Source organism: Methylobacterium sp. ap11, assembly GCF_900110515.1.
Classification (GTDB): domain Bacteria; phylum Pseudomonadota; class Alphaproteobacteria; order Rhizobiales; family Beijerinckiaceae; genus Methylobacterium; species Methylobacterium ajmalii.
In genome coordinates this window covers 1-23011 of record NZ_FOEB01000034.1, presented here as the reverse complement: position 1 = coordinate 23011, position 23011 = coordinate 1, and the positions used below count along the sequence as shown (strand labels likewise).

The window sequence follows — 23011 nt, the reverse complement described above, 5'->3', positions numbered from 1 at the left end:
CCTGCCGAAGATCCCCGCGTGACGACGAACGCCGGGGCGTCCGCGACGTTGATGCGCGACCGGATTCGAGCAGGAGACGACGCATGAGCAAGCAGGCGGCATCCCGGGAGGATCATGACAAGAGCGACCATGAGGAAACCTGGACGGCCTTCCGCGAGGCGGTGAACATGAGCCCGGGCGAGCTCGAGAAATGGCTCGACACCGAGGAGAGCCGCTCGGTCGGCTGGAGCGACGGCGCCAAGAAGGAGAGCGCCAAGGGCGGCGAATCGGTCGGCCATCACCAGGGCCGCCGAATCGTCGAGATCAAGCACACCAAGAAGGCCGACCTCACCGACGAGGACTACGCCGACATGCGCAAGGTCGCGTCCTACGTCAAACGTCATCGCGCCCAGGGCGGGCCGGAGAAGGACGCCGAGACCTCGCGCTGGCGCTACTCCCTCATGAACTGGGGCCATGATCCGCTGAAGGATTGAGGCATAGCCGCCACAGCGACATGGTGGCGCGGGGCAAGGCGCAAGTTTCTCCCGCGTCGCCGCATTTCGACAACTCTGTCCGCTCTCGGGCCGCACTGACGAAACGAACCATGCTCCGGCCGCAGTTCGGCCCGGATCTTGCTGACCCTTGCCCATGCCCCAGGGTCTTCGCATCGCCCCGGCGATGTGGCTGACTGGGGTCAAGCCGTAAGGCATCGCGAAAAGCGGGCATATGGGGGTCCGGGATGGTGGGAGCGGATGTGCGGCGGCGCCGGGCATGGTCCGGTGCGCGGGTGGGTGTGTGGGCCGGCATGCTGGCCGTCGTCCTCGCAGGTCTCGGCCTCGCCGACCGGGCCGGCATCCCGGCGCTCGCCGGCCTGCCCCGCCCCGCCGAGGCTCCCCCCGACACCGCGCCCGACGAGCCGCCGACCCGGATCACCCTCGGCCCGGGCGGGCGCGACGTGCGCCTGTGGGGCGACCTCAACGACGGTGCCGCCGCGCGGCTGCGCCGCGTGCTCGACGCCAACCCGGGCGTGGTCCGCCTGCACCTGACCAGCGACGGCGGGCTCGTCGACGAGGGGGCGGCGATCGGCGAGCTGGTGGCCGAGCGGGGTCTCGTCACCTACGTGCCGGATTACTGCGTCTCGGCCTGCACCCTCGCCTTCGTGCGCGGCCGCGAGCGCCTGATCGTCGAGGACAGCCGGCTCGGCTTCCACGCCCCCTACGAGCCGGGCGCCTTCGGCAGCATGGTCCAGGTCGATTCGACCGAGGAGCGCGGCCGCTACCTCGCCGCCGGCCTCGAGCCCGACTTCGTCGACCAGGCCCTCGGCACGCCGTCCCGCGACATCTGGATCCCCGACGCGGCGCGGCTGCGCGCCGCAGGCGTCGTCACCCGGGTGGTCGGGCCGGGCGACCTGCCGGATTCGACCCTCGACGACGACGATTCCCTCGCCGGCGCCCGCGCGGCGGTGCTTCGCGCCGTTGACCTCCTCGCGCCGTTCGCGGCGCAGCGGCCGGGGGTGCTCGACGGGATCGCCGCCCGCTACCGCGACGCCTACCGCCAGGGCCGCAGCGAGAGCGAGGGGCTGGACCTCATCCGGGCCGAGGCCGCCGGCGCGATCCGGACCGCCTTCCTCGGCACCGACGACGCCACCATGGCGGATCTCGGCCGCCTCGTTCTCGACGCCATGGCGGCGAGCGGCAGCGAGGAGGCCTGCCGCGCGGTCGGGCGGGACGGCGATCTCGTGGCCGCCGCCGAGGCCCTTCCGGATCGCAGGGGACTCGGCCGCCTGGGAGGCCTCCTCGACCGGGCCTTCGCCGGGCCGGCGCCCCTCGCCGCGCGGGCCCGCCCGACGCCGCTCCTGGCCGCCGCCTCGACCCTGCACGGCCACGCGCCCGGCTGCGCCGCCCTGCGCCACCGCTTCGCCGGGATGCTGGCCCGTGGCGACACCTTGCGGCTGCGGGAGGCCCTGCTCGGCCGCACGGCCCGGCGCCTGGAGGCCTCGGCCCTGCCGGGAGAGCCGTGACGCCGGCCGGTTGCGGCCGATCCGCCCAGCCCGGCCGCCGGACGTCCGCCGCCCCCTGGCGCGCGTCGCGCCCGGACTAGTTTTCGCGTCATGTCCCATCTTGCCATGACCCGAGCCGCCGGCCTCGACCGCCTCGCCGCCTTCCTGTCCGGCCCCGGCGCCGATTACGCCGCCGACCGCAACACCGATCCCGGCCGGGACGGGGCGCCGACGACCTCGTGCCTCTCGCCCTACCTGCGCCGCCGGCTCCTGACCGAGGAGGAGGTGGCGCGGGCCGCGGTGTCCGCGTTCGGGGAGCGGGGGGCGGAGAAATTCGTCTCGGAGGTCTTCTGGCGGACCTACTTCAAGGGCCATCTCGAGACCCACCCGGAGGCCTGGACGCGCTACCGGGCCGGGCGAGAGGCCGCGAGGGTGCGCCTTTCCGACGAGCCGGGCCTGCGCCGGACCCACGAGCGGGCGATCGCGGGCGAGACGGGCATCGACGGGTTCGACGCCTGGGCGGCGCAACTCGTCGCGGACGGCTTCCTGCACAACCACGCCCGGATGTGGTTCGCGTCGATCTGGATCTTCACCCTGCGGCTGCCCTGGGAGCTCGGCGCGGCGTTCTTCCTGCGCCACCTCCGCGACGGCGATCCGGCGAGCAACACCCTGTCCTGGCGCTGGGTCGCCGGGCTGCACACGCGGGGCAAACCGTATCTCGCGAGGCGCGCCAACATCCGCGAGTTCACGCAAGGCCGGCACGATCCGTCCGGTCTCGACGAGGCCGCCGCCTCGCTGGACGAGGGGATTCCGCCCCGGGAGGCGCCCCTGCCGCCGGCCGATGCCGCGCCCGACGGGCCGGTCGCCCTGCTCCTCCACCTCGACGACCTGAACCCGGAGACCCTGCCCCTCGGGGCCGCCCGGGTGACGCGCGTCGCCGGCCTCGTCGCCTCGGCGGAGGAGGCGTGCGAGACGGTGCGGGCGGCGGACGCGGCGGCGATGGCGGATGCGCTGGCCCGGGCGGCGGCGCATTTCGGCTGCCCCGTGGAGCCGATGCGGGACGGCTGGGCCGGCGATCTGCCGGTGGCGACGCCGTACGCCCCCGTCGGCCCCTCGGCCGAGGCCCTGCCGGCGGGCTGCCGCCGGATCCGGCGCGACTGGGACGAGCGGGCCTGGCCGCTGTCGAACCGCGGCTATTCCCGGCTGCGCGGGGCGATTCCGAAGCTGATGGCACCTTGAGGGTGCGGGGTCCCCTCTCCCGGGTGGGAGAGGGGATTCTTCTTCACGGGACCGACGATCCGCTCACGCGGCCTTCGGCGCCCCGGCGTCGTTGCGCTTGGCGTCGTAGCGGTCGAGCATCATCAGCTTGTGCCAGACCTTGACGAAGTCGCGCACGAACCGCTCCTGCCCGTCGCGGCCGGCATAGATCTCCACCACCGCCCGGAGCTGCGCGTTCGCGCCGAAGACGAGGTCGCAGCGCGTCGCCGTGAACTTCGTCTCGCCGGTCTGCCGGTCGTCGAGGGTAAAGGCGTGGCCCGCCCCGTCGGTCTTCTTCCACTCGTAGTCCATGCTGGTCAGCACGGTGAAGAAGTCGTTGGTGAGCGCGCCGACGCGGTCGGTGAAGATGCCGTGCCGCGAGCCGTCGTGGTTGAGGTTGAGCGCCCGCAGGCCCCCGGTCAGCACCACCCATTCGGGCGCGGTCAGCGCCAGGAGGTTGGCCTTGTCCAGGAAGACCTCCTCGGGCGCGACGCGGCCCTGGGTGATCTCGGCGAAGGACGGATCGACGTAGTTGCGGAAGCCGTCGACCAGGGGCTTCAGCCACTCGAAGCTGTCGGCGTCGGTGAGCGCGTCGGTGGTGTCCATCCGGCCCGGCACGAACGGCACCGGGGTCGCGGCGCCGGCCGCCTTCGCCGCCTCCTCGATCGCCGCGCAGCCGCCGAGCACGATCAGGTCGGCGAGCGAGACCTTCTTGCCCCCGGCCGCCTTGCCGTTGAACCCGGCCATGATGCCGCGCAGGCGCTCGATCACCGGCAGGGTGCGGCGGTTGACGGTCCAGCCCGATTGCGGCGCGAGCGCCAGCCGTGCGCCGTTGGCGCCGCCGCGCTTGTCGCTGTTGCGGTAGGTCGCGACCGACGAGAAGGCCGTGAAGGCGAGGTCGGAAACCGACAGGCCGGTGGCCAGGATCTCCGCCTTCAGGGCGGCGATGTCGGCCTCGTCGATCAGCGGGTGGTCGACCGGCGGGATCGGGTCCTGCCAGAGGAGATCGTCCTCGATCTTGGTCTCGGGGCCGACATAGCGCTCCTTCGGGCCCATGTCGCGGTGGGTCAGCTTGTACCAGGCCTTCGAGAACTGGAGCGTGAAGTAGTCGAAGTCCGACAGGAACTTCTCGCAGATTTCGCGATAGACCGGGTCGGTCTTGAGCGCGATGTCGCTCGTCATCATCATCAGCGGATGCGACTTGCCCGGGATGTGGGCGTCGGGGGTGCGCGGCGCGTCCGGGTCGGTCGGCTCCCATTGCAGGGCACCGGCGGGGCTGCGGGTCTGCTTCCACTCGAACTTGAACAGGTTCTCGAGGTAGCTGTTGTCCCAGGTCGTCGGGTTCTGCGTCCACGAGCCCTCGATGCCGTTGGTCATCGTGTGCTCGGCCGCGCCGGAGCCCTCCGGGTTGTGCCAGCCCAGGCCCATCGCCTCGATCGGGGCGATCTCCGGCGGCGGGCCGATCCGGTCGGCCTTGACCATGCCGTGGCTCTTGCCGAAGGCGTGGCCGCCGGCGATCAGCGCCACGGTCTCCTCGTCGTTCATCGCCATGCGGGTGAAGGTCACCCGGATGTCGCGGGCCGAGCCCATCGGGTCGCCGTTGGCGTAGGGCCCCTCCGGGTTGACGTAGATCAGCGACTGGTGCGAGGCGGCGAGCGGGTTCTCGAGGTCGTAATCGGCCTCGCCGTTCTGTCCGCGCCAGCGCTTGTCGCGGTTGACCATCTCGTCGAACGACTTGACGTTGGTCGGGTCCCACAGCTCGGGGCCCCAGTAGGTCGCGTTGTCGGCCTCCCAGGCATCCTCGCGGCCGCCGGCGAAGCCGTAGGTCGGGAAGTTCATGATTTCGAGGGCGATGTTGCCGGTGAGCACCATCAGGTCGGCCCAGGACAGGGCGCTGCCGTATTTCTGCTTGATCGGCCAGAGCAGGCGGCGCGACTTGTCGGTGTTGCCGTTGTCCCACCAGCTGCTGATCGGCGCGAAGCGCTGCAGGCCCTGGCCGGCGCCGCCGCGGCCGTCGGCGATGCGGTAGGTGCCGGCGGAGTGCCAGGCCATGCGGATCATCTGCGGGCCGTAATTGCCGTAATCGGACGGCCACCACGACACCGAGCTGGTCAGGAACTGCCGGATGTCGCTCTTCAGCGCCTCGTAGTCGAGCGACGCGAAGGCCGCCCGGTAATCGAACTCGGTCCCGAGCGGATTCGCCTGCGGGCCGTTCTGGTGCAGCGTCTCGACGCGCAGGCGGTCGGGATACCACTGCTCCAGGGTCGGCGGCGTCGCCTGGGCGCCGCCGACGCGGTCGCCGCCGAACGGGCATTTGCCGGACAGGACGTCTTTATAGGTTTCCACGCCGTCGATCCTTCTATGCCGATCGCGCGCGGCGATCGGGAGGGGCGAGCGAGCAGCTCCGGTACGGGAACCGGGCCGCCCGCGAAGTCGCGCGCTGATGGGGCTGGGGCACTATACTGGTGCAGGGTATCAGAAGCGGATCGCCGAATCGGGCGTCGGGCGAAACCGACCTCCGCGCCGAGCGTGAACGACGACCCTTCATCCCGAACCCGAACCGACCATACGGTGCGCGGACGCAGATAGGCGCCGCTTCCGTTGCGGCCACTAAATTCGCGTTCACCGCGTCACGGCGTCTCGCCAGGGAACGCCCCCGGGCCCGCGGCGGCGATGATCGGGGGGCTGGGCCGCGCGGCGGCTACCCGCCCGGAGCGTCGGCCGCCGGAGCGGGAGGATCGAGGCGGGAGAGAAGGCGCCGGCACGCTCTTAGGTCATCGAGGACGGCGGTCAGGCTCGCCCGGTCGGCGCGACCGAGCGGCGGCGGGGGCGCGGCCTCCGGTTCCGGCTCGTGGTCCGATTCGACGAAGGCCGGGGCGACCTGCTCGCCGCGGCCGACCGCCTGGACGAAGCGCATGCCGCGCTCGCGCAGGACCCGCTGGGCGCCCCGGATCGTGTAGCCCTGGCCGTAGAGGAGCCGGCGGATGCCGCGCAGGAGGTCGACGTCGTCGGGACGGTAGTAGCGCCGGTTGCCGCCGCGCTTGAGCGGGCGAACCTGGGTGAAGCGCGTCTCCCAGAACCGCAGCACGTGCTGGGGCAGGTCGAGGTCCTCGGCGACCTCGCCGATGGTGCGGAAGGCACCGGGTTCCTTCTCGGGCAGGAGGGCCCGGCCGGGGGCGTCGGCTCCGCCGGCCTCCGACCCGTCGTCGTCCCCGATCGGCATCCCGGTCATCGGCCCGATCCCGCGTCAGCCCGCGCCTCGGTTCAGGCGTCGTCCTCGTCCGGGGCGGCGTCGCCGTTGATCCGGGCCTTGAGCACGTTCGAGGGCTTGAACACCATCACGCGGCGCGGCTCGATCGCCACCTCGACGCCGGTCTTCGGGTTGCGGCCGACCCGCTTGCCCTTGTCGCGCACCACGAAGGAGCCGAACGAGGACAGCTTCACGGTCTCGCCGGAGGACAGGCAGCCGCAGATCTCGGACAGGACCGTCTCCACCAGGGCGGCGGATTCCGTGCGCGACAGGCCGACCCGCTGGTAGACGGCCTCGCTCAGATCGGCCCGCGTGACCGTCTTGCCTGCCATCGTGCTGCTCCCCCGGCGGCTGATTCACGAACTAACGTATGTCTATGATCGCGCACGCTAATCGGCGTTGCACGCCGGGTCAACCGGGCGTCGGGCGGGATCCCGGATACTTTGCGGGCCGACCGGTGCGGGCCTACCAGCGGATCAGCGCGCTGCCCCAGGTGAAGCCGCCGCCGATCGCCTCGATCATCACGAGGTCGCCGCGCTTGATCCGGCCGTCGCGGCAGGCCGCGTCGAGGGCGAGCGGGATCGAGGCCGCCGAGGTATTGCCGTGGCGGTCGACGGTCAGCACCACCTTCTCGCGGGCGATGCCGAGCTTGTCGGCCGAGGCCTCGATGATGCGCCGGTTGGCCTGGTGGGGCACGAACCAGTCGAGGTCGTCGGCGGTGGTGCCGGTCGCCTCGAAGGCTTGTGTCACCACGTCGGTGACCGAGCCGACGGCGAAGCGGAAGACCTCCTTGCCGACCATGCGCAGCTTGCCGGTCGTGCCGGTCGAGCCCGGGCCGCCGTCGACGTAGAGCTTCTCGCGGTGGCGGCCGTCGGAGCGGAGCTGGCTCGTCAGCACGCCGCGGTCGCTCGCGAGGCCCTCGCCTGCCTGCGCCTCGAGCACCAGGGCGCCGGCACCGTCGCCGAACAGCACGCAGGTGGTGCGGTCCTCCCAGTCGAGCAGGCGCGAGAAGGTCTCGGCGCCGACGACGAGGGCGCGGGTGGCCGCTCCGGTCGCCAGGAACTTGTCGGCGGTGGCGACCGCGTAGACGAAACCGGCGCAGACCGCCTGGAGGTCGAAGGCGGCGCCCGCCTGGATGCCGAGCCCGGCCTGGATCTGGGTCGCCGTCGACGGGAAGGTGTGGTCCGGCGTCGAGGTCGCGCAGATCACGAGGTCGATCGACGAAGGCTCGATGCCGGCATCCTCCAGGGCCGCGCGGGCCGCCTTGATGCCGAGCACCGAGGTGGTCTCGTCGGGCTCGGCGATGTGGCGCTGGCGGATGCCGGTGCGCTGGACGATCCAGTCGTCCGAGGTGTCGACCCGGGCGGCGAGGTCGTCGTTGGTGACGGTGGTCCGCGGCAGGTAGGAGCCGCAGCCCCGCACCACCGAGCGAAGGCGGGTCATGATGCGTTCTCCTTGAGCGGCGGCGGTCGTCACGCCGACGCCTGGGCCGGCGTCGCGTCGAGGCGCTCCCGGATCGTCCGCATCAGGTCGTGACGGGCCATGTCGTAGGCCAGATCGATCGCCGCGGCGAAGCCCTCGGCGTCGGCGGCGCCGTGGCTCTTGATGACGATGCCCTCGAGCCCGAGGAACACGCCGCCATTGGCCCGGCTCGGGTTCATCTTCTCGCGCAAGGCCCGGAAGGCGCCGCGGGCGAACAGGTAGCCGATCTTCGCCATCAGGGTCCGGCCCATCGCGCCCTTGAGGTAGGCGGCGATCTGCTTGGCGGTGCCCTCGGCGGTCTTGAGCGCGATGTTGCCGGTGAAGCCCTCGGTCACCACCACGTCGACGGTGCCGCGGCCGAGATCCGTGCCCTCGACGAAGCCGTGATAGGCCAGCCCCGCCAGGTCGGCCTCGCGCAGCATCCGGGCGGCCTCCTTGACCGCCTCGTTGCCCTTCATCTCCTCGGTACCGACGTTGAGGAGCCCGACCGTCGGCCGGTCGAGGTCGAACACGATGCGGGCCATCGCAGCGCCCATCACCGCCATGTCGACGAGGTGGTTGGCGTCGGTGCCGATCGTCGCGCCGACGTCGAGCACCACGCTCTCGCCGCGCACCGTCGGCCACAGGCAGGCGATCGCCGGCCGCTCGATGTGCGACATCGTCTTGAGGCAGATCTTCGACATCGCCATCAGGGCCCCGGTATTGCCGGCCGACACCGCGGCGTCGGCCTCGCCGTCGCGCACCGCCTGGATCGCCTTCCACATCGACGACTTGCCGCGGCCGGAGCGCACCGCCTGGCTCGGCTTCTCGTCCATCGCCACCGACACAGTGGTGTGGCGGATCTCGACCGCGCCCTTCAGGCGCGGCTCGGCCGCGACCAGGGGAGCGAGCACCGCCTCGTCGCCGAACATCAGGAACGTCGTCTCGGGGTGGCGCTCGCGGGCGAGCCCCGCACCGGGCACGACCGTCGAGGGGCCGTGATCGCCGCCCATCGCGTCGAGCGAGATGCGCACTCTCTGGGACATGGGGGTGTCGAACAGCCTCTCGGATCCGCCGCGGGCAGAGCGCCACCGGATTTGGGACTAACGGCCGGATGCCGTCCAGGGGGTCCGCGGCGCGGCGGAAAATAGCGACACCGCGCCGGGCCGCAAACGAATTCTGAAGGCTTTCTCGCGCCAAGCGTCCGGGACCGGCGCGAGAAAGCCGGCCGCGCCCCCGCCGCGCCCGCGGCCGGGCGCCCCGTCAGGCCTCGTCGCCCTTGAGCGTCTGGAGCGCCGCGAAGGGCGTCTCCTCCCCGGCATCCGCCGGAGCCTCGAAGGCGACGCCGGGCTTGCGCGGATAGGGATCGAGGCCGAGCGCCAGGAACTCCGCCGCGAGGCTGCCGAGGTCGATGCGGCCGTTCACGATCGGGTCGGGGATCTCGGCATCCTCCGCGGCGGTGCCCGCGAAGGCGTCCTGGTCGGCGAAATCGACGTCGACCTCCTCGGACACGGTCGTGTCGAACGGCTCCAGTGTGACGACGCAAGTCTGGGTCAGCGCCGATTCGACGGTGCCGGTGACATGGAGCCGGTGGAGCGAGCCCGAGAGCCGGAAGGTCGCGACGAGCCGGGCGATCCCCGGCAGGCCGAAGTCGCGGGCGAGCGCGGCACGCTCCTCCTCGCCGGCCTCGACGGTGACGGGCTGGCCCGTCCGCAGGATGCGCTCGACCAGGATCGGACGGGAGAACGGGCCGACGCTGTCGGGGGTCATGCTGGCTCCTCTGGGGATCCTGGGGTCGTGGGGCGCCGCGCCGGCGCGGCCAGCGGGGGGCGCGCTCCGCGGCTTCGCCCGAGATGCGTCGCGCGCGGTCCCGGCGCAAGGGGCCCTGAAACCGGCGGCCCCGCTACGGGACGCTCGGCGCGGCCGTTCCGTTAGGACCGCGCGGCGGTGCCGGCGAAGCGCGCCGGATCGGGCAGGACCGGGCCCTCGGCCATCAGCGCGTCGAGGTCGGTCGCGGCGAGCCCCGCATCCGCCGCCCCGACATAGGCGGCGAGGCGGCGGGCCGCCTCCGGCTCGTCGCAGGCGAGCACGTTGCGGGCGAGCGACGCCGCGAGCGCGTCCGCGTCACTCGCGTCGAGGGCGGCGTCGTAGGCGGCGGCCCGACCGTAGAAGGCCTGCGCCAGCTTCTTCATCCGCTTCGACACGCCCATGTCGCCGACGCCGAGCTCGCGCAGGGACGAATCGAGCTGCTCGAACACCGAGTTGACGAGGTCCTGGGCGATGTCGGCCGCCGGGGGAGGCAGGCGGCGCAGGTGGCGCAGCACCAGGACGACGTGCAGGCACAGGGCCTCGAACCGGCCTTCGACCGTGTCGGGCACGCCGAGGTCGAGGTAGAGCGCCGGGACGCGGGCGCCCGCATTGACCCGGCTGTGCAGCGCCCGGATGGCGCGCTCGCGGGAATCCTCGCGGCGGAAGGGATTGCGAATCATCTCAAGCTCTCGATCGTCCCGCACGCACGGACCCTGACGCGGACGGACCCCGGCACACACTGCCCACCGCACCGGGTCGTCACACCCGTGGCCGAAGCTTGGCCGTGCCTTGCCAACGCCACAACCCCGGGGTACGGCAACGGTCGCTTCTCGCGCAAGGTCGCCAACCGGCCGGCCGATACACCGTCCCGTACACGTTTCCCCGAGGTCTCGATGCCGCGCCGCTTCACACCGTCGCTTCTCCGCCTCGCCGCGGCCGGTCTGATCGGTCTGTCGGCCGCGGGCTGCGTGATCGGCGAAGAGTTCCGGCACGGCTACATCATCGACGATGCCGCCGTCGCCCAGGTCCGCCCCGGCGCCAGCGCCGAGCAGGTGCTCCAGCTCCTCGGCACGCCGACCACCGTGTCGACCGTCGGCAACAAGTCCTGGTACTACATCAGCCAGAACACCCAGCGCACGGTCATGTTCCTGGGCGAGCGCCCGAGGGACCAGCGCGTCCTGGCCGTCTACTTCAACGCCGGCTTCAAGGTCGAGCGCGTCGCCCTCTACGGCGAGCAGGACGGCCGCGTGTTCGACTTCATCTCCCGCACCACGCCGACCAGCGGAGGCGAGCAGGCCTTCCTCGGCCAGCTGATGCGCGGCCTGACCAAGTTCGAGCCGTTCAGCAACGCTCGGTAATCCTCGGATCCTGCGCGGCGGGCCGGGCGTGTCGCCCGGCCTTTCGTTTGTCTGGGGGATGGCGAGGGCGGGAATGGCGAGGGCCCGGGCAGCAGGCACGCCGCCTCGTAGGTTCGGGTCCGAGACGAGAAAAATCCTTTTGGAGATCGAACGCGGGTTTCCTACTCTCCCTCGCGGGCGGGAAGAGGAGATTTCCCCAGCGTTCGAAACGTTTTCCCCAGGCTCGCTGTCGCATGGAGAGCGCGCGCCCTATTCTGCCGCCGCCCGCTCCGCGTCGTCCCCCAGGAACCCACCGGACTGGCGCGCCCAGAGCCGCGCATAGAGTCCCCCGGCCTTGACGAGGTCGGCGTGGCGGCCCTCCTCGACGATGCGCCCTTGATCCAGGACGACCAGCCGATCTAGAGCCGCGATGGTCGAGAGCCGGTGCGCGATGGCGAGCACGGTCTTGCCCTGCATCAGCCGATCGAGGGAGCCCTGGATCGCCGCCTCGACCTCTGAATCGAGGGCCGAGGTCGCCTCGTCGAGGATCAGGATCGGCGCGTCCTTCAGGATCACCCGGGCGATGGCGACGCGCTGACGCTGGCCGCCCGACAGCTTGACGCCGCGCTCGCCGACCTGGGCGTCGTAGCCGCCGCGGCCCTTGTGGTCGGACAGGTCGCGGATGAAGGCGTCGGCATGCGCGGCACGCGCCGCCGCGACGATCTCGGCCTCGGTGGCGTCCTCGCGGCCATACGCGATGTTGTCGCGGATGGTGCGGTGGAGAAGCGAGGTGTCCTGCGTCACCACGGCGATCTGGCGGCGCAGCGAGGCTTGCGTCACCGCGGCGACGTCCTGCCCGTCGATCAGGATGCGTCCGCCCTCGAGGTCGTGCAGGCGCAGCAGCAGCGAGGTGAGCGTGGTCTTGCCCGCCCCGCTCGGGCCAACGAGGCCGACTCTCTCGCCGGGCGCGATGCGCAGGGTCAGGTCCTCGATGATTCCGCCCTCGGCCTTGCCGTAGTGGAAGCTCGCGCCCTCGAAGCGAACCTCGCCCCCGGTCACCGCGAGGTCGCGGGCGCCCGGGCGGTCGGTGAGCGCGTGCGGACGGGCGATGGTCTGCATGCTCTCCTGCACCGTGCCGATATGCTCGAACAGGCCGCGCACGGTCTGCATCACCCAGCCCGACATCGCGATCAGCCGCAGCACCAGGGCGAGGCCCGCCGCCCCCTCCCCGGTCGTCATCTGGCCGCGCGACCACAGGGCCAGCACCACGCCGGCGGTCGCCACGATGAGGATGCTGTTGAGGAGCGAGAGCGTGCCGGTCACCGCCGTGATGAGCCGGAACGAGTGCAGGTAGGCGTCGGTGTGCTCGACCGTGGCGTTGCGCACCGCCGAGCGCTCCTCGCGGTCGCGGGCGAAGAGCTTGACGGTCAGGATGTTGGTGTAGCTGTCGACGATGCGGCCGACGAGGGCCGAGCGGGTATCGGCGACCTGGAGCGAGCGCGCCCGGGCGCGCGGTACGAAGTAGGCCGTGAGCCCCGCATAGGCCAGGATCCAGACCAGCACGGGCAGGACCAGCCACGGGCTGATCGAGCCAAAGAGGCTCACCGCCGTGACGGCGAAGATCGCGACGTAGAGGAGCGTGTCGATGACCACGACCGCGAGTTCGCGCACCGCGACCCCGACCTGCGTCACCCGGTTGGCGAGGCGCCCGGCGAAATCGGCCTGGAAGTACGACAGGGCGTGGCCCAGCGTGTAGAGGTGGGTGCGCCAGCGGATGAGCCCGGTGGTCTGGGGCACCACGAGCTGGTTCGAGATCGCCTCGTGCGCCCAGGCGAGGAGCGGCCGGACCACCAGGATCAGGGCGGCGGCGAGCATCAGGCCGGTGCCATGGTCGCGCCACAGGGTCTCCGGGCCCGACCGGGCCAGGATGTCGACGAACCAGCCCATCAGCAGGTAGAGCGAGGCCTCGACGCTGCCGGCGGTGAGCGCCGTCACGAACAGCACCGCGAGGGGCTTGCGCACCGGCCGCAGGTAGAACCAGGCGAAGCCCGCCACCGTGCCGGGCGGGCGCTCGGCCTCGTCGAAGGGCGCGAAGGGATCGATGCGGCGCTCGAGCCAGTCGAGGAACATGCGGGCTCCCGAGGAGGATAAGGTCCTTCAGCTATGCGGTGGGCGCCGCCCGCCAACCGGGGGGTGATGCCGCAGGCGGCGCGACGGGCTATGTCGGGGACACGACCCGACGGCCCCCGGACCCATGCTGCGCCTCGCCCTCTATCAGCCCGACATCCCGCAGAACGCCGGCACGATGCTGCGGCTCGCCGCCTGCCTCGGCGTCGCGGTCGAGATCATCGAGCCGGCAGGGTTCGACGTCTCGGACCGCCACCTGCGCCGCTCGGGCCTCGACTACCTCGACCACGTCGCGATCACCCGCCACCGCTCCTATGCCGCCTTCGATGCCTGGCGGCGGGAGGCTGGCATCCGGCTGGTGCTCGCCACCACCGCCGGCTCCGTGCCCTACACGACGCACGCCTTCGCGGACGGCGACTGCCTGATGGTCGGGCGCGAATCGGCCGGTGTGCCCGAGGCGGTCCACGCGGACGCCGATGCCCGGGTGGCGATCCCGATGCGGGCGGGCCTGCGCTCGCTCAACGTCGCGGTGGCGGCCGGGATGATGCTGGGGGAGGCCCTGAGGCAGACCGGCGGCCTCGCGGGGCCTTGGCCCGCGCCCGGCGCTGTGGGATGACACCAGCCATGACCGAGCCCGCTCCCGACCTCGCCGCGCTCAAGGCCACGGCGACCACCTGGTTCTCCACCCTGCGCGACCGGATCTGCGCCGCCTTCGAGGAGATCGAGGCCGAGGCAACCGGCCCCTTCGCCTCCGAGGCCGGCGGGCCGGGGCGGTTCGAGCGCACGCCCTGGGAGCGCACCGACCATTCCGGCGCGGCCGGCGGCGGCGGCACCATGGCGATGCTGCGCGGCCGGGTGTTCGAGAAGTGCGGCGTCCACGTCTCGGCGGTGCACGGCGAGTTCGCCCCCGAGTTCCGCGGCCAGATCCCGGGCGCCGCGGAGGATCCCCGCTTCTTCGCCACCGGCATCTCGCTCATCGCCCATCCGTGGAACCCGCACGTCCCAACCGTGCACATGAACACCCGGTTCGTCGCCACCACCAAGACGTGGTTCGGCGGCGGCGCCGACCTGACCCCGGTCCTCGACCGGCGCCGAACCCAGGACGATCCCGATACGGTAGCCTTCCACGCCGCCTTCGAGGCGGCCTGCGCCAAGCACCCGGCGGCCGACTACGCCCGCTACAAGGCCTGGTGCGACGAGTACTTCCACCTCAAGCATCGCAACGAGCCGCGCGGCATCGGCGGCATCTTCTACGACTACCACTGGACCGGCGACACCGAGGCCGACCTCGCCCTCACCCGCGAGGTCGGGCAGGCCTTCCTCGGCGTGTATCCCGAGATCGTGCGGCGCAACCTCGCCACCCCCTGGACCGAGGCCGACCGCCACGAGCAGCAGGTCCGGCGCGGCCGCTACGTCGAGTTCAACCTGCTCTACGACCGTGGCACGATCTTCGGCCTGAAGACCGGCGGCAACGTCGCGTCGATCCTGTCGTCGATGCCGCCGACGGTGCGCTGGCCGTAGCGGCAATCTTATCCCGAGACCTTCGCACTCCCATCTGACGGTCATCGGGCATGAAGACGATCCGCTTCACCGGGCCGGCCCTGAAAGCCTTCGCGAGGCTGCCGGATCGGGCGCGGGTGCAGATGCGGGCGAAGCTGCAACGCTACGCCGAGACGGGCACCGGCGACGTCAAGGCGCTGGTTGGCGCTCCCGGAGTTCGACTGCGATCAGGGTCGTACCGCGCGGTGTTCGTCGAAACGGCGGATGCCATCGAGGTCTTCGGTCGGCGATCGGCGCGACATCTATGAATGAGGTCAGGCGAATGAGCGTTCAGTCGATCGTCACGGATGGGGGTGAGGAACTCGTCATCCTGTCGCGGCGCGCCTACGACGCCCTCCTCGCCCGCGCCGGCGACGAGGACGCGGAAGACCGCATGACCGCGCGCCTGGCCGAGGAGCATCTGGCCGCGCAGGCCGCAGGCGCCGTCGTCTATGCGCCGGATTGGCTGACCGCTGCCGTGCTCGCCGGGGAGTCGCTCCTCGCGGCGACCCGCCGACAGGCCGGCCTCAACCTGGACGATCTCGCGGCAAAGGTCGGTGTATCCCCCGAGGTGCTGACCGCGATGGAAGCGGGCTCTCACGACGGCAGCCCTGCATTGATTGCCGCCATCGCGCAGGCCTGCGGGGTCGATGCGGCGTTGTTGCAGGACCAGAATGCGCCGCTGGCGCGACCGCGTCGGCGGTCTGCGCGCACCCGGTGAAGCCCCTCCCCGACCTCGCCGCCGTCGTCCTGTGGATGGCGGGCGCGCTCCTGTCCTTCTCGACGACCGCCATCGCGGTGCGCGAGCTGGCGCCGGCGCTCGGCCTGTTCGACATCCTGGCGGCCCGGGCGGCGGCCGGCGTCGCGATCGTCGGTGCGGTCGCGCTCCTGCGCCGCCGGCCGCTGCCGGCGCGGCGGATGCGGCTGCACCTCGCCCGCAACCTCGTCCATTGGGGCGGCAACTACGCCTGGTCGTACGGCGTCACGCTCCTGCCGCTCGCCGTGGTCTTCGCCCTCGAATTCACCACGCCGGCCTGGGTCACGCTGCTCGCCGTCCTGATCCTGCGCGAGCGGCTGACCGCAAGCCGACTCGCCGCGGTGGGCCTGGGCTTCCTCGGCGTGCTGGTGGTGCTGCGGCCGGGCCTCGCCGCCCTGCAGCCGGCGAGCCTCGTGGTGCTCCTCTCCGCCGTGATGTTCGCGCTGACCGCGGTCGCCACCAAGGCGCTGACCCGGACCGAGAGCGTGCTGTCGATCCTGTTCTGGATGAACCTGATCCAGCTGCCGCTCAACCTCGTGGCCGGCCGGGTGTTTCCCGGGCTGCCGGCCCATACCTTTGAGGGGCGCCACGCCCTGGCGCTGGCCGCGGTGTGCCTCGCCGGCCTGACCTCGCACTGGTGCCTGACCAGCGCCTACCGACGCGGCGACGCGATCCTGGTCATGCCGCTCGACTTCCTGCGCATCCCGCTCATCGCGGTGCTCGGCTGGCAGCTCTACGGCGAGACCCTCGACCCGTGGCTGTTCGTCGGCGCCGGGCTGATCGTCGGCGGCATCGTCTGGAACCTCGCCGCGGAGGCGCGGCGTCAGGCCCCGGCGCCGGTCGCCGAGGAGGCGGAGAAGGGGGCTTGACCCGGGGACGGTGCTCGCGCGTTGATCGGCGCCATGCTGCTGTCCTTCTTCACCGCGCTTCGCGCCGCCAAGGTCCCGGTCTCGCTGCGCGAATACCTGACCCTGCTCGACGCCCTCGACCGCGACCTCGCCGACAAGCGGGTGGAGGATTTCTACTACCTCGCCCGCACCGCCCTGGTGAAGGACGAGCGCAATCTCGACAAGTTCGACCGGGTGTTCGGCCAGGTCTTCAAGGGCGTCGTCAGCTTGAGCGAGGCGGTGGAGCCGCAGGCGATCCCCGAGGAATGGCTGCGCAAGCTGGCGGAGAAGTACCTCACCGAGGAGGAACGGGCGCAGCTCCAGGCGCTCGGCTGGGACAAGCTGTTCGAGACGCTCAAGCAGCGGCTCGCCGAGCAGAAGGAGCGCCACCAGGGCGGCTCGAAATGGATCGGCACCGGGGGCACCTCGCCGTTCGGCGCCTACGGCTACAACCCGGAAGGCATCCGCATCGGCCAGGACGGCAACCGCAACTTCCGGGCGGTGAAGGTCTGGGACCAGCGTACCTTCAAGGATCTCGACGATTCGGCGGAACTCGGCGCGCGCACCATCCGGCTGGCGCTGCGGCGCCTGCGCCGCTTCGCCCGCACCGGGGCGGCGGAGGAGCTCGACCTCGACGGCACGATTAGGGAAACGGCGCGCCACGGCATGCTCGACCTGCGCCTGCGGCCGGAGCGGCGCAACGCCGTCAAGGTGCTGCTGTTCCTCGATGTCGGCGGCTCGATGGACTGGCACGTCGAGCTGGCTGAGCAGCTGTTCTCGGCGGCGCGCTCGGAGTTCAAACACTTCGAGCACTTCTACTTCCACAACTGCCTTTACGAGAAGGTCTGGAAGGAAAACCGGCGCCGCCACACCGAGGCGACGCCGCTCCTCGACGTGATCCGGACCTACCCGTCCGATTATCGCGTGGTCTTCGTCGGCGACGCCGCGATGTCGCCCTACGAGATCGCGATGGCGGGCGGCTCGGTCGAGCACTGGAACGAGGAGGCCGGCCAGGTCTGGCTGAACCGGGTCCTCGACCACTTCCCGAAGGTCGCCTGGTTGAACCCGGTGCCGCAGGCGCAGTGGGGCTACACCCAGTCGAACGCGATGATCCGGCAGATTTTTTCCGACCGGATGTACCCGCTGACGCTGGAGGGCATCGACCAGGCGACGCGGGCGCTGCTGCGCTGACGCGCCCCGGGCCTCAGCCCGCTCCCTGCACGATCACCCCGTACCAGCCGAGGCCCCGGTAGGTCTCGTAGCCGGGCGTGCGGTGGTAGGCGGTGTGGCCCTTGCCGCCGGGCGCCGGCACCACGCCGCTGACCGGGTCGTCGACGTCGAGCCGCAGCCGCTCGCTCAGGAGGCCCCGGCCGTCGCTCGCCGCGATCACCCGGTGCGCGGCATCGACGAGCAGCACCCGCGTGCGGGCCCGGTCCTCGGGCGCCACCCGCACGCCCTCGACGATCGCCCGCGCCTGCGGCGCCCAGTCGAAATGCACCGCCAGCACCCCGATCGGCCGGCCCGAGGCCTCGCCGCCCTCGCGCACGCCGGCACCGTAGGTCGCCACCTCGGCGCCGCCGAGCCGGGGCTCGGCCCGGATGTCGGCGGCCGCGTACGCGTCGCCCGACAGGGACGCGGCCTGACGGAACCAGGGCTCCTGCGCCACGCTCTGGCCGCGCAGGCCGGGGAACCGGTTGGGACGGCCGGTGGCGAGGATGCGGCCGTCGAGGTCGCACAGCCAGATGTCGAGATAGACCGTGTAGGCGGACAGGATGACACCGAGGCGCTTCCCGGCATAGGCGGCCGCCGCCTCGTGCGGCTCCGCCGCGCAGGCCACCAGGGCCGCGTCGGTCGCCCACCATCGCACGTCGCAGGTCCGCTCGTAGAGGTTGCGGTCGATCAGCTCCACGGCGTTGAGGGCGAGGTCGACCAGGCGCTCGCCCTGGGCCCGGGTCACCAGACGGGCGACCTGATCCTGGAGCCCGACGATCTGCCCGTCGACATCCGCCTCCAGCTCCCGGGCCAGACCGGCGATCGCATCGCCGACGGCGCCGACCTCGTTGGCCACCACCGTGAACCCGCGGCCGTGCTCGCCGACCCTGCTGCTCTCGATCCGGGCGTTGAGGGCCAGCATCTTCACCTGGGTGGTGATCCGGCGGATGCGCTGCGTCTTGTCGTGGGCCGCTTTGCGCAGGGTCGTCGCCGCGGTGGCGATACCCGCGAGGGAGCACGCCCCGCGGTCCCGATCGTCGATCGCTGCCGGGACCTGATTCGTCACACGCGCCTCCCCGCCCGGCCATGCCGGAACCGGGGGGATCATCGGACAGTGGTGCTTAATAAATCATAGGATCTGCGGACATCGCCCGATCGTCACGACAGTCTTGTCCATGACCCTGCCGTTGCGTCTGCCGGTACACGCGAGACTTGTGCCTTGCAAACGACTCGCCCCTTGCGACATTCGATCGGCGCCGTCTCGGCCTCGAGGCGGGCGCCGACCGGACCAAGGGCGCTGGCCCCGGCGGACCCGTCCTGCGAGATCCGGATCGCGCCACGCGCGCCGCCTGCGCGAGGCGCGGCACCTGCGCGACGCACCCGCCCGGACCGCCGGCCGCTTCTCGTCAGCCCTGGCGGGCCGGGGTCGTGACCGTCAGGCCGTCGAGCTCGGGCTTGAGACGGATCTGGCACGACAGGCGCGAGGTCGGCCGCACGTCCGAGGCGAAGTCGAGCATGTCCTGCTCCATCGGCTCGGCCGGTCCGACGGCCTCGGCCCAGTCCTCGCCGACATAGACGTGGCAGGTGGCGCAGGCGCAGGCGCCGCCGCATTCCGCGTCGATGCCCGGCACGTTGTTGCGGATCGCGGTCTCCATCACGGTCGAGCCGACCTCGCCCTTCACGGAGCGGGCCGTGCCGGCGGCATCGACGTAGGTGATCTGGACCATCTGGGACTCCGGAAGCCTCGAGCGCGGCCGCGGATCGGACGAGGACGCGGCGGGGCCTGATTGGCGGCTGGCGCACCGGAAAGCAAGCGCGCCGTGCGTCGCGCGGCACTCCGGTCGCGCCTGCGCCGCCCGCGGGCCGTCAGATCAACTCCAGGGTCTCGCGCACCGCCTCCGCCAGGGCCGGCGCGAGGGCATCGGCGGCACCGGCATCGCCGTCCCGCCCGGCCGTCTCGATCCGTCCGGCGAGAGCGGCGACCCGAGCGGCGCCGACGCCGAGAGCGGAGCCCTTCAGCGTATGGGCGAGGTCCGCCCGCGCCGCTGGGGAAAGGGCGGCATCGAGGATGCCGGGCAGGAACCGCCGGCATTGCCCGGAGAACAGCGCCAGCACCTCGCGGGCGAGGTCGTCGTCGTCGAAGGTCTGGCGCGCCAGGTGCGCGCGGTCGAGGAGGGGCTCCATCGGGACGTCTCGTTGAGGCCAGCGGGGTCGCGACGCGTCGGATTCCGCAAGGACGCGCCGCGCGCAAGACCCGAGGCGCGACGCCCGAGGACGGACGGCCCTCCCCGGGATCCGTTCCCGGCAAGCGGGATCTGTTCCCGGCAAGGCGGTGGAGCCCTGTCCACAGCCGGATGCGGGCCCGGCGGGTCCCTCCCTGCTGCCGCCAAAACCCAGATTCTGCGGCAGGATAGCGGCGGCACGGGAGCGCGCCCGGAGGCATGGTAACCATTCCCTTAAGCTTTTTGGGAGGGTTCGCGCCGTCCGGGTATCCCGCTGGTACTCCTTGCGTCTAAGGTTCTCGTGGTAAACCGCTGAGATCGCGTCGGCTGGCGGCACGGCGCGGGTTTCGCGGGATCTCGGGGATGATGCGGCGCGGCGGCTCGTGAGGGCCGCCCGGCGGCGTTCACGGCGTAACGGGGCGTTCGATGGCGACGGAAAAGAAGCTCAAGGATCCGGCGGAAGCGGCGCTGTCGGCGATTGAGCAGGCCCTGAACCTGGACCATCCGGCCGGGGGTCAGGAATCCCGGTCGCCGGACGCCCGCGCCCTCGACGGGACCCTGGAGGGGAGCCGGGTCGAGCCGCGCCTGCCCGACGTGCACGATGCCGACCCCCTCGCCACCGCCGCCGGGCGCGAGCCGGCCTTCGACGGCAGCGCCCTGCCCGGCCCGCGCGACGGCCGCCGCGACGGCGGGCTGCTGCCGCCCGACCGCTCGCTCGTCGCCAACGACGACCGCCGCAGCGTCGGCGCCCTGCAGCAGACCCTGCGGGTCGAGCCCTCCCGCGCCCCCTATGCCGTCGCCAGCCTCGCCGCCCTCCTCTGGCTCTCGGGCTTCGCCGCGCTCGCCTGGGCGCAGTCGGGCGGGGACCTGCACGGCCTTACCGCCGGCCTGACCGGCCTCCAGGGCGCCATCGGCGCCGCGGCGGTGCTCGCCCCGGTGATGCTGTTCTACATCGCCGCGATGCTGGCGGTGCGTGCCCAGGAGATGCGCCTCGTCGCCCGCGCCGTCGGCGAGGTGGCGATCCGCCTCGCCGAACCGGAGGGTTTCTCCACCGACGCGGTCCTGACCATGTCCCAGGCGGTCCGCCGCGAGGTGGCGGCGGTCGGCGACGGCGTCGAGCGGGCGCTGGCGCGGGCCGGCGAGCTCGAGACCCTGGTCCGCGGCGAGATCTCGACCCTGGAGCGCGCCTACTCGGACAACGAGATCCGCATCCGCACCCTCGTCGACGAGCTGGTGGCCCAGCGCGAATCGATCGTCGCCAACGCCGAGCGGGTGCGCGGCGCGATCCAGGGCTCGCACCAGAACCTGACCCAGGAGCTCGACACCGCGGCCGAGCGGATCGTCACCGCGGTCGACGGCGCGGGCGAGCGCGTGACGCACGCCCTCGGGGCGCGCGGCGAGGCGATCACCGCCGCGCTCGGCGAGCGGGGCGACGCGGTCACGGTGGCGCTCGCCGCCGCGGGCGAGCGGGTGGTCGAGGCCGTGGCCGGCCGCGGCGACGAACTCGTCCAGCGCCTCGTCTCCACCAGCCAGGGCGTGAAGGCCGATCTCGACGGCGTCGGCGAATCCCTGAGCCGCGCCCTCGAGAGTCGCGCGGTCGAGGTGACGGAGGCGTTCGAGCGCACCGGCGGCCTGCTGACCCGGACGCTGGCCGAGAATGCCGGCGAGGTCGCCCGCACGCTCGCGGAGACCGGTGCCGGCGTGATCGAGGCCCTCAACCGCGAGGGCACGCAGGTCCGCGAGACCTTCGAGCGTTCGGCCGTCAGCCTGGAAGAGCGCTTCCTCGCCCGCGGCACCGACCTCACCGAGCGCTTCGCCGAGACCGGCGCCGGCATCACCGAGCGCTTCGCCGCGTCCGGCAGCGCCATCGCGGCCCACATCGCCGATCGCGGCATCGCGCTGCGCGAGGAGATCGAGCAGGCCGGCACCGGCGTCGCTGCGGCGATCGGCGCCCGCGCGGCCGAGGCCGAGGCCGGGCTCGCCCGCGCCAGCGACGGCGTCATCACCGCCTTCGGCGACCGGGCGGTCCGGGTGCGCGACGACCTCTCGACCCTGGTCGAGGACGCGGCGCAGGCGCTCGGCGTGCGCGGCGCCGACCTCACCGCCCGCCTCGAGGAGACGATCGGGCGCGTCGAGGAGGTGCTGATCGGCCATGGCGGCAGCCTGGAGCGCAACCTCGACCGGACCGGCGAGCGCGTCGCCACCCTGGTGAGCGAGCGCACCGCCGAGGCCGAGGGCCGCATCGAGCAGGCGCTCGGCGGCCTCGCCGCGGCCTTCGACGCCAAGAGCCGCGACCTCATCGAGGGGCTCGACCGGCGCACCCAGGAGACCGAGGCAGCCCTGTCCGTCGCCGCCGACACCCTGCAGGACCGCTTCGCGAACCGTACCGCCGGCGCCGGCGAGGCCCTGCGCCGCACCGCCGACGAGATCGCGACCGACCTCGACGCCCGCGCCGTGGCGCTCTCCGAGCGGTTCCGCAAGGCCGCGGAGGCCGCCACGCTCCATGTCGGCGACCAGACCGAGGAGGCCGCCACGGCCTTCGCCCGCGCCGCCGAGGCGGCGGGCGAGGTCGTCGCCCTGCGCACCCAGACGCTCGACGCGACCCTGCGGGGCGCGGTCGACGGCATGACCGAGCGGGCCGAGGCGCTCGCTGCGGCGATCACCGGGGCGGCCGAGCAGGCGACCGGGCAGTTCGACGCCCGCACGCTGGCGGCGGCCACCGCCTTCGCGAAGGCCGCCGACGAGGCCGGCCGCCTCGTCGCCGAGCGCACCGACGCCACCGACGCGACCCTGCGCGCCGCCGTCGAGCACCTGACGCGCCAGGCCGAGGACGTGTCCGCGGCCCTGTCGCTCGCCGCCGAGAACGCCACCGGCGCCCTCGACGGGCGCACCGCCACCGCGGCGGCCGCCTTCGTCGCCGCCGCCGAGGAGGCGAGCCGCCTGATCGGCGAGCGCACCGAGACCGCCGATACCGCCCTGCGCACCGCCCTGTCGGGCCTCGCCGAGCGCGCCGAAGCGGCCGCCGCCGCCCTCACCTCGTCGGCCGACACGGTCGGCGACGCGCTCCAGGCGCGCTCGGTGGAGGCCGCCGAGATCATGCGCCGCTCGGCCGAGCAGGCGACGGGGGCGCTCGGCACCCGCACCGTGGAAGTGGCGCACATCTTCCGCCGCACCC

General features: G+C 72.4%; 21 protein-coding genes and 1 pseudogene. 11 read left to right on the top strand and 11 right to left on the bottom strand.

Going from position 1 to position 23011, the window contains the following annotated elements; all coding sequences use genetic code 11:
- Window positions 1-83 precede the first annotated feature (83 nt).
- The 3 genes from BMX97_RS29640 (at window position 84) to BMX97_RS29630 (ending at window position 3217) form a co-directional block, all read left to right on the top strand.
- Complete coding sequence (locus tag BMX97_RS29640; RefSeq protein ID WP_091754734.1) at window positions 84-473, top strand: DUF3140 domain-containing protein; 390 nt, start codon at window positions 84-86, stop codon at window positions 471-473.
- A 311-nt stretch (window positions 474-784) separates the two neighbouring features.
- Window positions 785-1999 (top strand): COG3904 family protein, encoded by a 1215-nt coding sequence (locus tag BMX97_RS29635; protein ID WP_143074743.1) that lies wholly within the window; start codon window positions 785-787, stop codon window positions 1997-1999.
- 90 nt (window positions 2000-2089) lie between these two features.
- The gene (locus BMX97_RS29630) at window positions 2090-3217 is read left to right on the top strand and encodes an FAD-binding domain-containing protein (protein WP_244538712.1); all 1128 of its coding nucleotides are present in this window, start codon (window positions 2090-2092) and stop codon (window positions 3215-3217) included.
- A gap of 63 nt (window positions 3218-3280) precedes the next feature.
- On the opposite strand, the gene katG is transcribed toward BMX97_RS29630, so the two are convergent.
- From katG to BMX97_RS29595, 7 genes are all read right to left on the bottom strand, one after another.
- Window positions 3281-5581 carry a catalase/peroxidase HPI gene (gene katG, locus BMX97_RS29625; RefSeq protein WP_091754731.1) on the bottom strand — a complete coding sequence of 767 codons (2301 nt, stop codon included), beginning with the start codon at window positions 5579-5581 and terminating at the stop codon, window positions 3281-3283.
- A gap of 355 nt (window positions 5582-5936) precedes the next feature.
- The gene (locus tag BMX97_RS29620) at window positions 5937-6467 is read right to left on the bottom strand and encodes a MerR family transcriptional regulator (RefSeq protein WP_244538711.1); all 531 of its coding nucleotides are present in this window, start codon (window positions 6465-6467) and stop codon (window positions 5937-5939) included.
- A gap of 32 nt (window positions 6468-6499) precedes the next feature.
- Window positions 6500-6817, bottom strand: a complete 318-nt coding sequence (locus tag BMX97_RS29615; protein WP_091754730.1) for an integration host factor subunit alpha — start codon at window positions 6815-6817, stop codon at window positions 6500-6502.
- A 133-nt stretch (window positions 6818-6950) separates the two neighbouring features.
- Complete coding sequence (locus BMX97_RS29610; protein WP_091754729.1) at window positions 6951-7928, bottom strand: beta-ketoacyl-ACP synthase III; 978 nt, start codon at window positions 7926-7928, stop codon at window positions 6951-6953.
- 29 nt (window positions 7929-7957) lie between these two features.
- Window positions 7958-8992: a phosphate acyltransferase PlsX gene (gene plsX, locus BMX97_RS29605; protein WP_091754728.1), complete on the bottom strand. Its 1035-nt coding sequence runs from the start codon at window positions 8990-8992 to the stop codon at window positions 7958-7960.
- Window positions 8993-9209: 217 nt separating this feature from the next.
- A complete protein-coding gene (locus BMX97_RS29600) occupies window positions 9210-9716 on the bottom strand; it encodes a YceD family protein (RefSeq protein ID WP_091754727.1) in 507 nt (168 codons plus the stop codon).
- Between the two features lie 161 nt (window positions 9717-9877).
- On the bottom strand, window positions 9878-10435 hold the full coding sequence (locus BMX97_RS29595) for a ubiquinol-cytochrome C chaperone family protein (protein WP_091754726.1): 558 nt from the start codon (window positions 10433-10435) through the stop codon (window positions 9878-9880).
- A gap of 213 nt (window positions 10436-10648) precedes the next feature.
- Here BMX97_RS29595 and BMX97_RS29590 point away from each other — a divergent pair, with 213 nt between their 5' ends.
- Window positions 10649-11113 (top strand): outer membrane protein assembly factor BamE, encoded by a 465-nt coding sequence (locus tag BMX97_RS29590; RefSeq protein WP_091754725.1) that lies wholly within the window; start codon window positions 10649-10651, stop codon window positions 11111-11113.
- A gap of 249 nt (window positions 11114-11362) precedes the next feature.
- Here the strand turns inward: BMX97_RS29590 and BMX97_RS29585 are convergent, their stop codons facing one another.
- The gene (locus tag BMX97_RS29585) at window positions 11363-13222 is read right to left on the bottom strand and encodes an ABC transporter ATP-binding protein (protein WP_091754724.1); all 1860 of its coding nucleotides are present in this window, start codon (window positions 13220-13222) and stop codon (window positions 11363-11365) included.
- Between the two features lie 124 nt (window positions 13223-13346).
- On the opposite strand from BMX97_RS29585, the gene BMX97_RS29580 reads away from it, so the two are divergent.
- From BMX97_RS29580 to BMX97_RS29555, 6 genes are read left to right on the top strand one after another with little or no spacing between them, the layout of a single operon-like run.
- Window positions 13347-13835 (top strand): tRNA (cytidine(34)-2'-O)-methyltransferase, encoded by a 489-nt coding sequence (locus tag BMX97_RS29580; RefSeq protein ID WP_091754723.1) that lies wholly within the window; start codon window positions 13347-13349, stop codon window positions 13833-13835.
- A gap of 8 nt (window positions 13836-13843) precedes the next feature.
- Window positions 13844-14740 (top strand): oxygen-dependent coproporphyrinogen oxidase, encoded by an 897-nt coding sequence (gene hemF / locus BMX97_RS29575; protein WP_244538710.1) that lies wholly within the window; start codon window positions 13844-13846, stop codon window positions 14738-14740.
- Between the two features lie 50 nt (window positions 14741-14790).
- On the top strand, window positions 14791-15027 hold the full coding sequence (locus tag BMX97_RS29570; RefSeq protein ID WP_244538709.1) for a type II toxin-antitoxin system RelE family toxin: 237 nt from the start codon (window positions 14791-14793) through the stop codon (window positions 15025-15027).
- Window positions 15028-15041: 14 nt separating this feature from the next.
- A complete protein-coding gene (locus BMX97_RS29565; RefSeq protein ID WP_177202398.1) occupies window positions 15042-15479 on the top strand; it encodes a helix-turn-helix domain-containing protein in 438 nt (145 codons plus the stop codon).
- Window positions 15476-16384 carry a DMT family transporter gene (locus BMX97_RS29560; RefSeq protein WP_091754721.1) on the top strand — a complete coding sequence of 303 codons (909 nt, stop codon included), beginning with the start codon at window positions 15476-15478 and terminating at the stop codon, window positions 16382-16384. Before BMX97_RS29565 ends, BMX97_RS29560 begins: the two co-directional genes overlap by 4 nt.
- A 33-nt stretch (window positions 16385-16417) precedes the next feature.
- On the top strand, window positions 16418-17593 hold the full coding sequence (locus BMX97_RS29555; RefSeq protein WP_091754753.1) for a vWA domain-containing protein: 1176 nt from the start codon (window positions 16418-16420) through the stop codon (window positions 17591-17593).
- A 13-nt stretch (window positions 17594-17606) separates the two neighbouring features.
- Here BMX97_RS29555 and BMX97_RS29550 read toward each other — a convergent pair whose 3' ends face one another.
- The 3 genes from BMX97_RS29550 to BMX97_RS29540 form a co-directional block, all read right to left on the bottom strand.
- Window positions 17607-18680, bottom strand: coding sequence for a methyl-accepting chemotaxis protein (locus tag BMX97_RS29550; protein ID WP_244538708.1), 1074 nt, complete (start codon window positions 18678-18680; stop codon window positions 17607-17609).
- Between the two features lie 340 nt (window positions 18681-19020).
- A complete protein-coding gene (locus BMX97_RS29545; RefSeq protein WP_060846512.1) occupies window positions 19021-19341 on the bottom strand; it encodes a 2Fe-2S iron-sulfur cluster-binding protein in 321 nt (106 codons plus the stop codon).
- A 139-nt stretch (window positions 19342-19480) separates the two neighbouring features.
- Entirely contained in the window at window positions 19481-19798 is a 318-nt protein-coding gene (locus BMX97_RS29540) for an Hpt domain-containing protein (RefSeq protein ID WP_091754719.1), read from the bottom strand.
- A 464-nt stretch (window positions 19799-20262) separates the two neighbouring features.
- Between BMX97_RS29540 and BMX97_RS29535 the strand changes: the two are divergent.
- A pseudogene (locus BMX97_RS29535) lies at window positions 20263-23011 on the top strand (hypothetical protein); the annotation flags it as partial.

Excerpts from the sequence above, each read along its gene's own strand:
- BMX97_RS29640 (WP_091754734.1), top strand. The coding sequence starts at position 84 with ATGAGCAAGCAGGCGGCATCCCGGGAGGATCATGACAAGAGCGACCAT.
- BMX97_RS29635 (WP_143074743.1), top strand. The coding sequence starts at position 785 with ATGCTGGCCGTCGTCCTCGCAGGTCTCGGCCTCGCCGACCGGGCCGGC.
- BMX97_RS29630 (WP_244538712.1), top strand. The coding sequence starts at position 2,090 with ATGTCCCATCTTGCCATGACCCGAGCCGCCGGCCTCGACCGCCTCGCC.
- BMX97_RS29620 (WP_244538711.1), bottom strand. The coding sequence starts at position 6,467 with ATGACCGGGATGCCGATCGGGGACGACGACGGGTCGGAGGCCGGCGGA.
- BMX97_RS29615 (WP_091754730.1), bottom strand. The coding sequence starts at position 6,817 with ATGGCAGGCAAGACGGTCACGCGGGCCGATCTGAGCGAGGCCGTCTAC.
- BMX97_RS29610 (WP_091754729.1), bottom strand. The coding sequence starts at position 7,928 with ATGACCCGCCTTCGCTCGGTGGTGCGGGGCTGCGGCTCCTACCTGCCG.
- plsX (WP_091754728.1), bottom strand. The coding sequence starts at position 8,992 with ATGTCCCAGAGAGTGCGCATCTCGCTCGACGCGATGGGCGGCGATCAC.
- BMX97_RS29600 (WP_091754727.1), bottom strand. The coding sequence starts at position 9,716 with ATGACCCCCGACAGCGTCGGCCCGTTCTCCCGTCCGATCCTGGTCGAG.
- BMX97_RS29595 (WP_091754726.1), bottom strand. The coding sequence starts at position 10,435 with ATGATTCGCAATCCCTTCCGCCGCGAGGATTCCCGCGAGCGCGCCATC.
- BMX97_RS29590 (WP_091754725.1), top strand. The coding sequence starts at position 10,649 with ATGCCGCGCCGCTTCACACCGTCGCTTCTCCGCCTCGCCGCGGCCGGT.
- BMX97_RS29585 (WP_091754724.1), bottom strand. The coding sequence starts at position 13,222 with ATGTTCCTCGACTGGCTCGAGCGCCGCATCGATCCCTTCGCGCCCTTC.
- BMX97_RS29580 (WP_091754723.1), top strand. The coding sequence starts at position 13,347 with ATGCTGCGCCTCGCCCTCTATCAGCCCGACATCCCGCAGAACGCCGGC.
- hemF (WP_244538710.1), top strand. The coding sequence starts at position 13,844 with ATGACCGAGCCCGCTCCCGACCTCGCCGCGCTCAAGGCCACGGCGACC.
- BMX97_RS29570 (WP_244538709.1), top strand. The coding sequence starts at position 14,791 with ATGAAGACGATCCGCTTCACCGGGCCGGCCCTGAAAGCCTTCGCGAGG.
- BMX97_RS29565 (WP_177202398.1), top strand. The coding sequence starts at position 15,042 with ATGAGCGTTCAGTCGATCGTCACGGATGGGGGTGAGGAACTCGTCATC.
- BMX97_RS29555 (WP_091754753.1), top strand. The coding sequence starts at position 16,418 with ATGCTGCTGTCCTTCTTCACCGCGCTTCGCGCCGCCAAGGTCCCGGTC.
- BMX97_RS29545 (WP_060846512.1), bottom strand. The coding sequence starts at position 19,341 with ATGGTCCAGATCACCTACGTCGATGCCGCCGGCACGGCCCGCTCCGTG.
- BMX97_RS29540 (WP_091754719.1), bottom strand. The coding sequence starts at position 19,798 with ATGGAGCCCCTCCTCGACCGCGCGCACCTGGCGCGCCAGACCTTCGAC.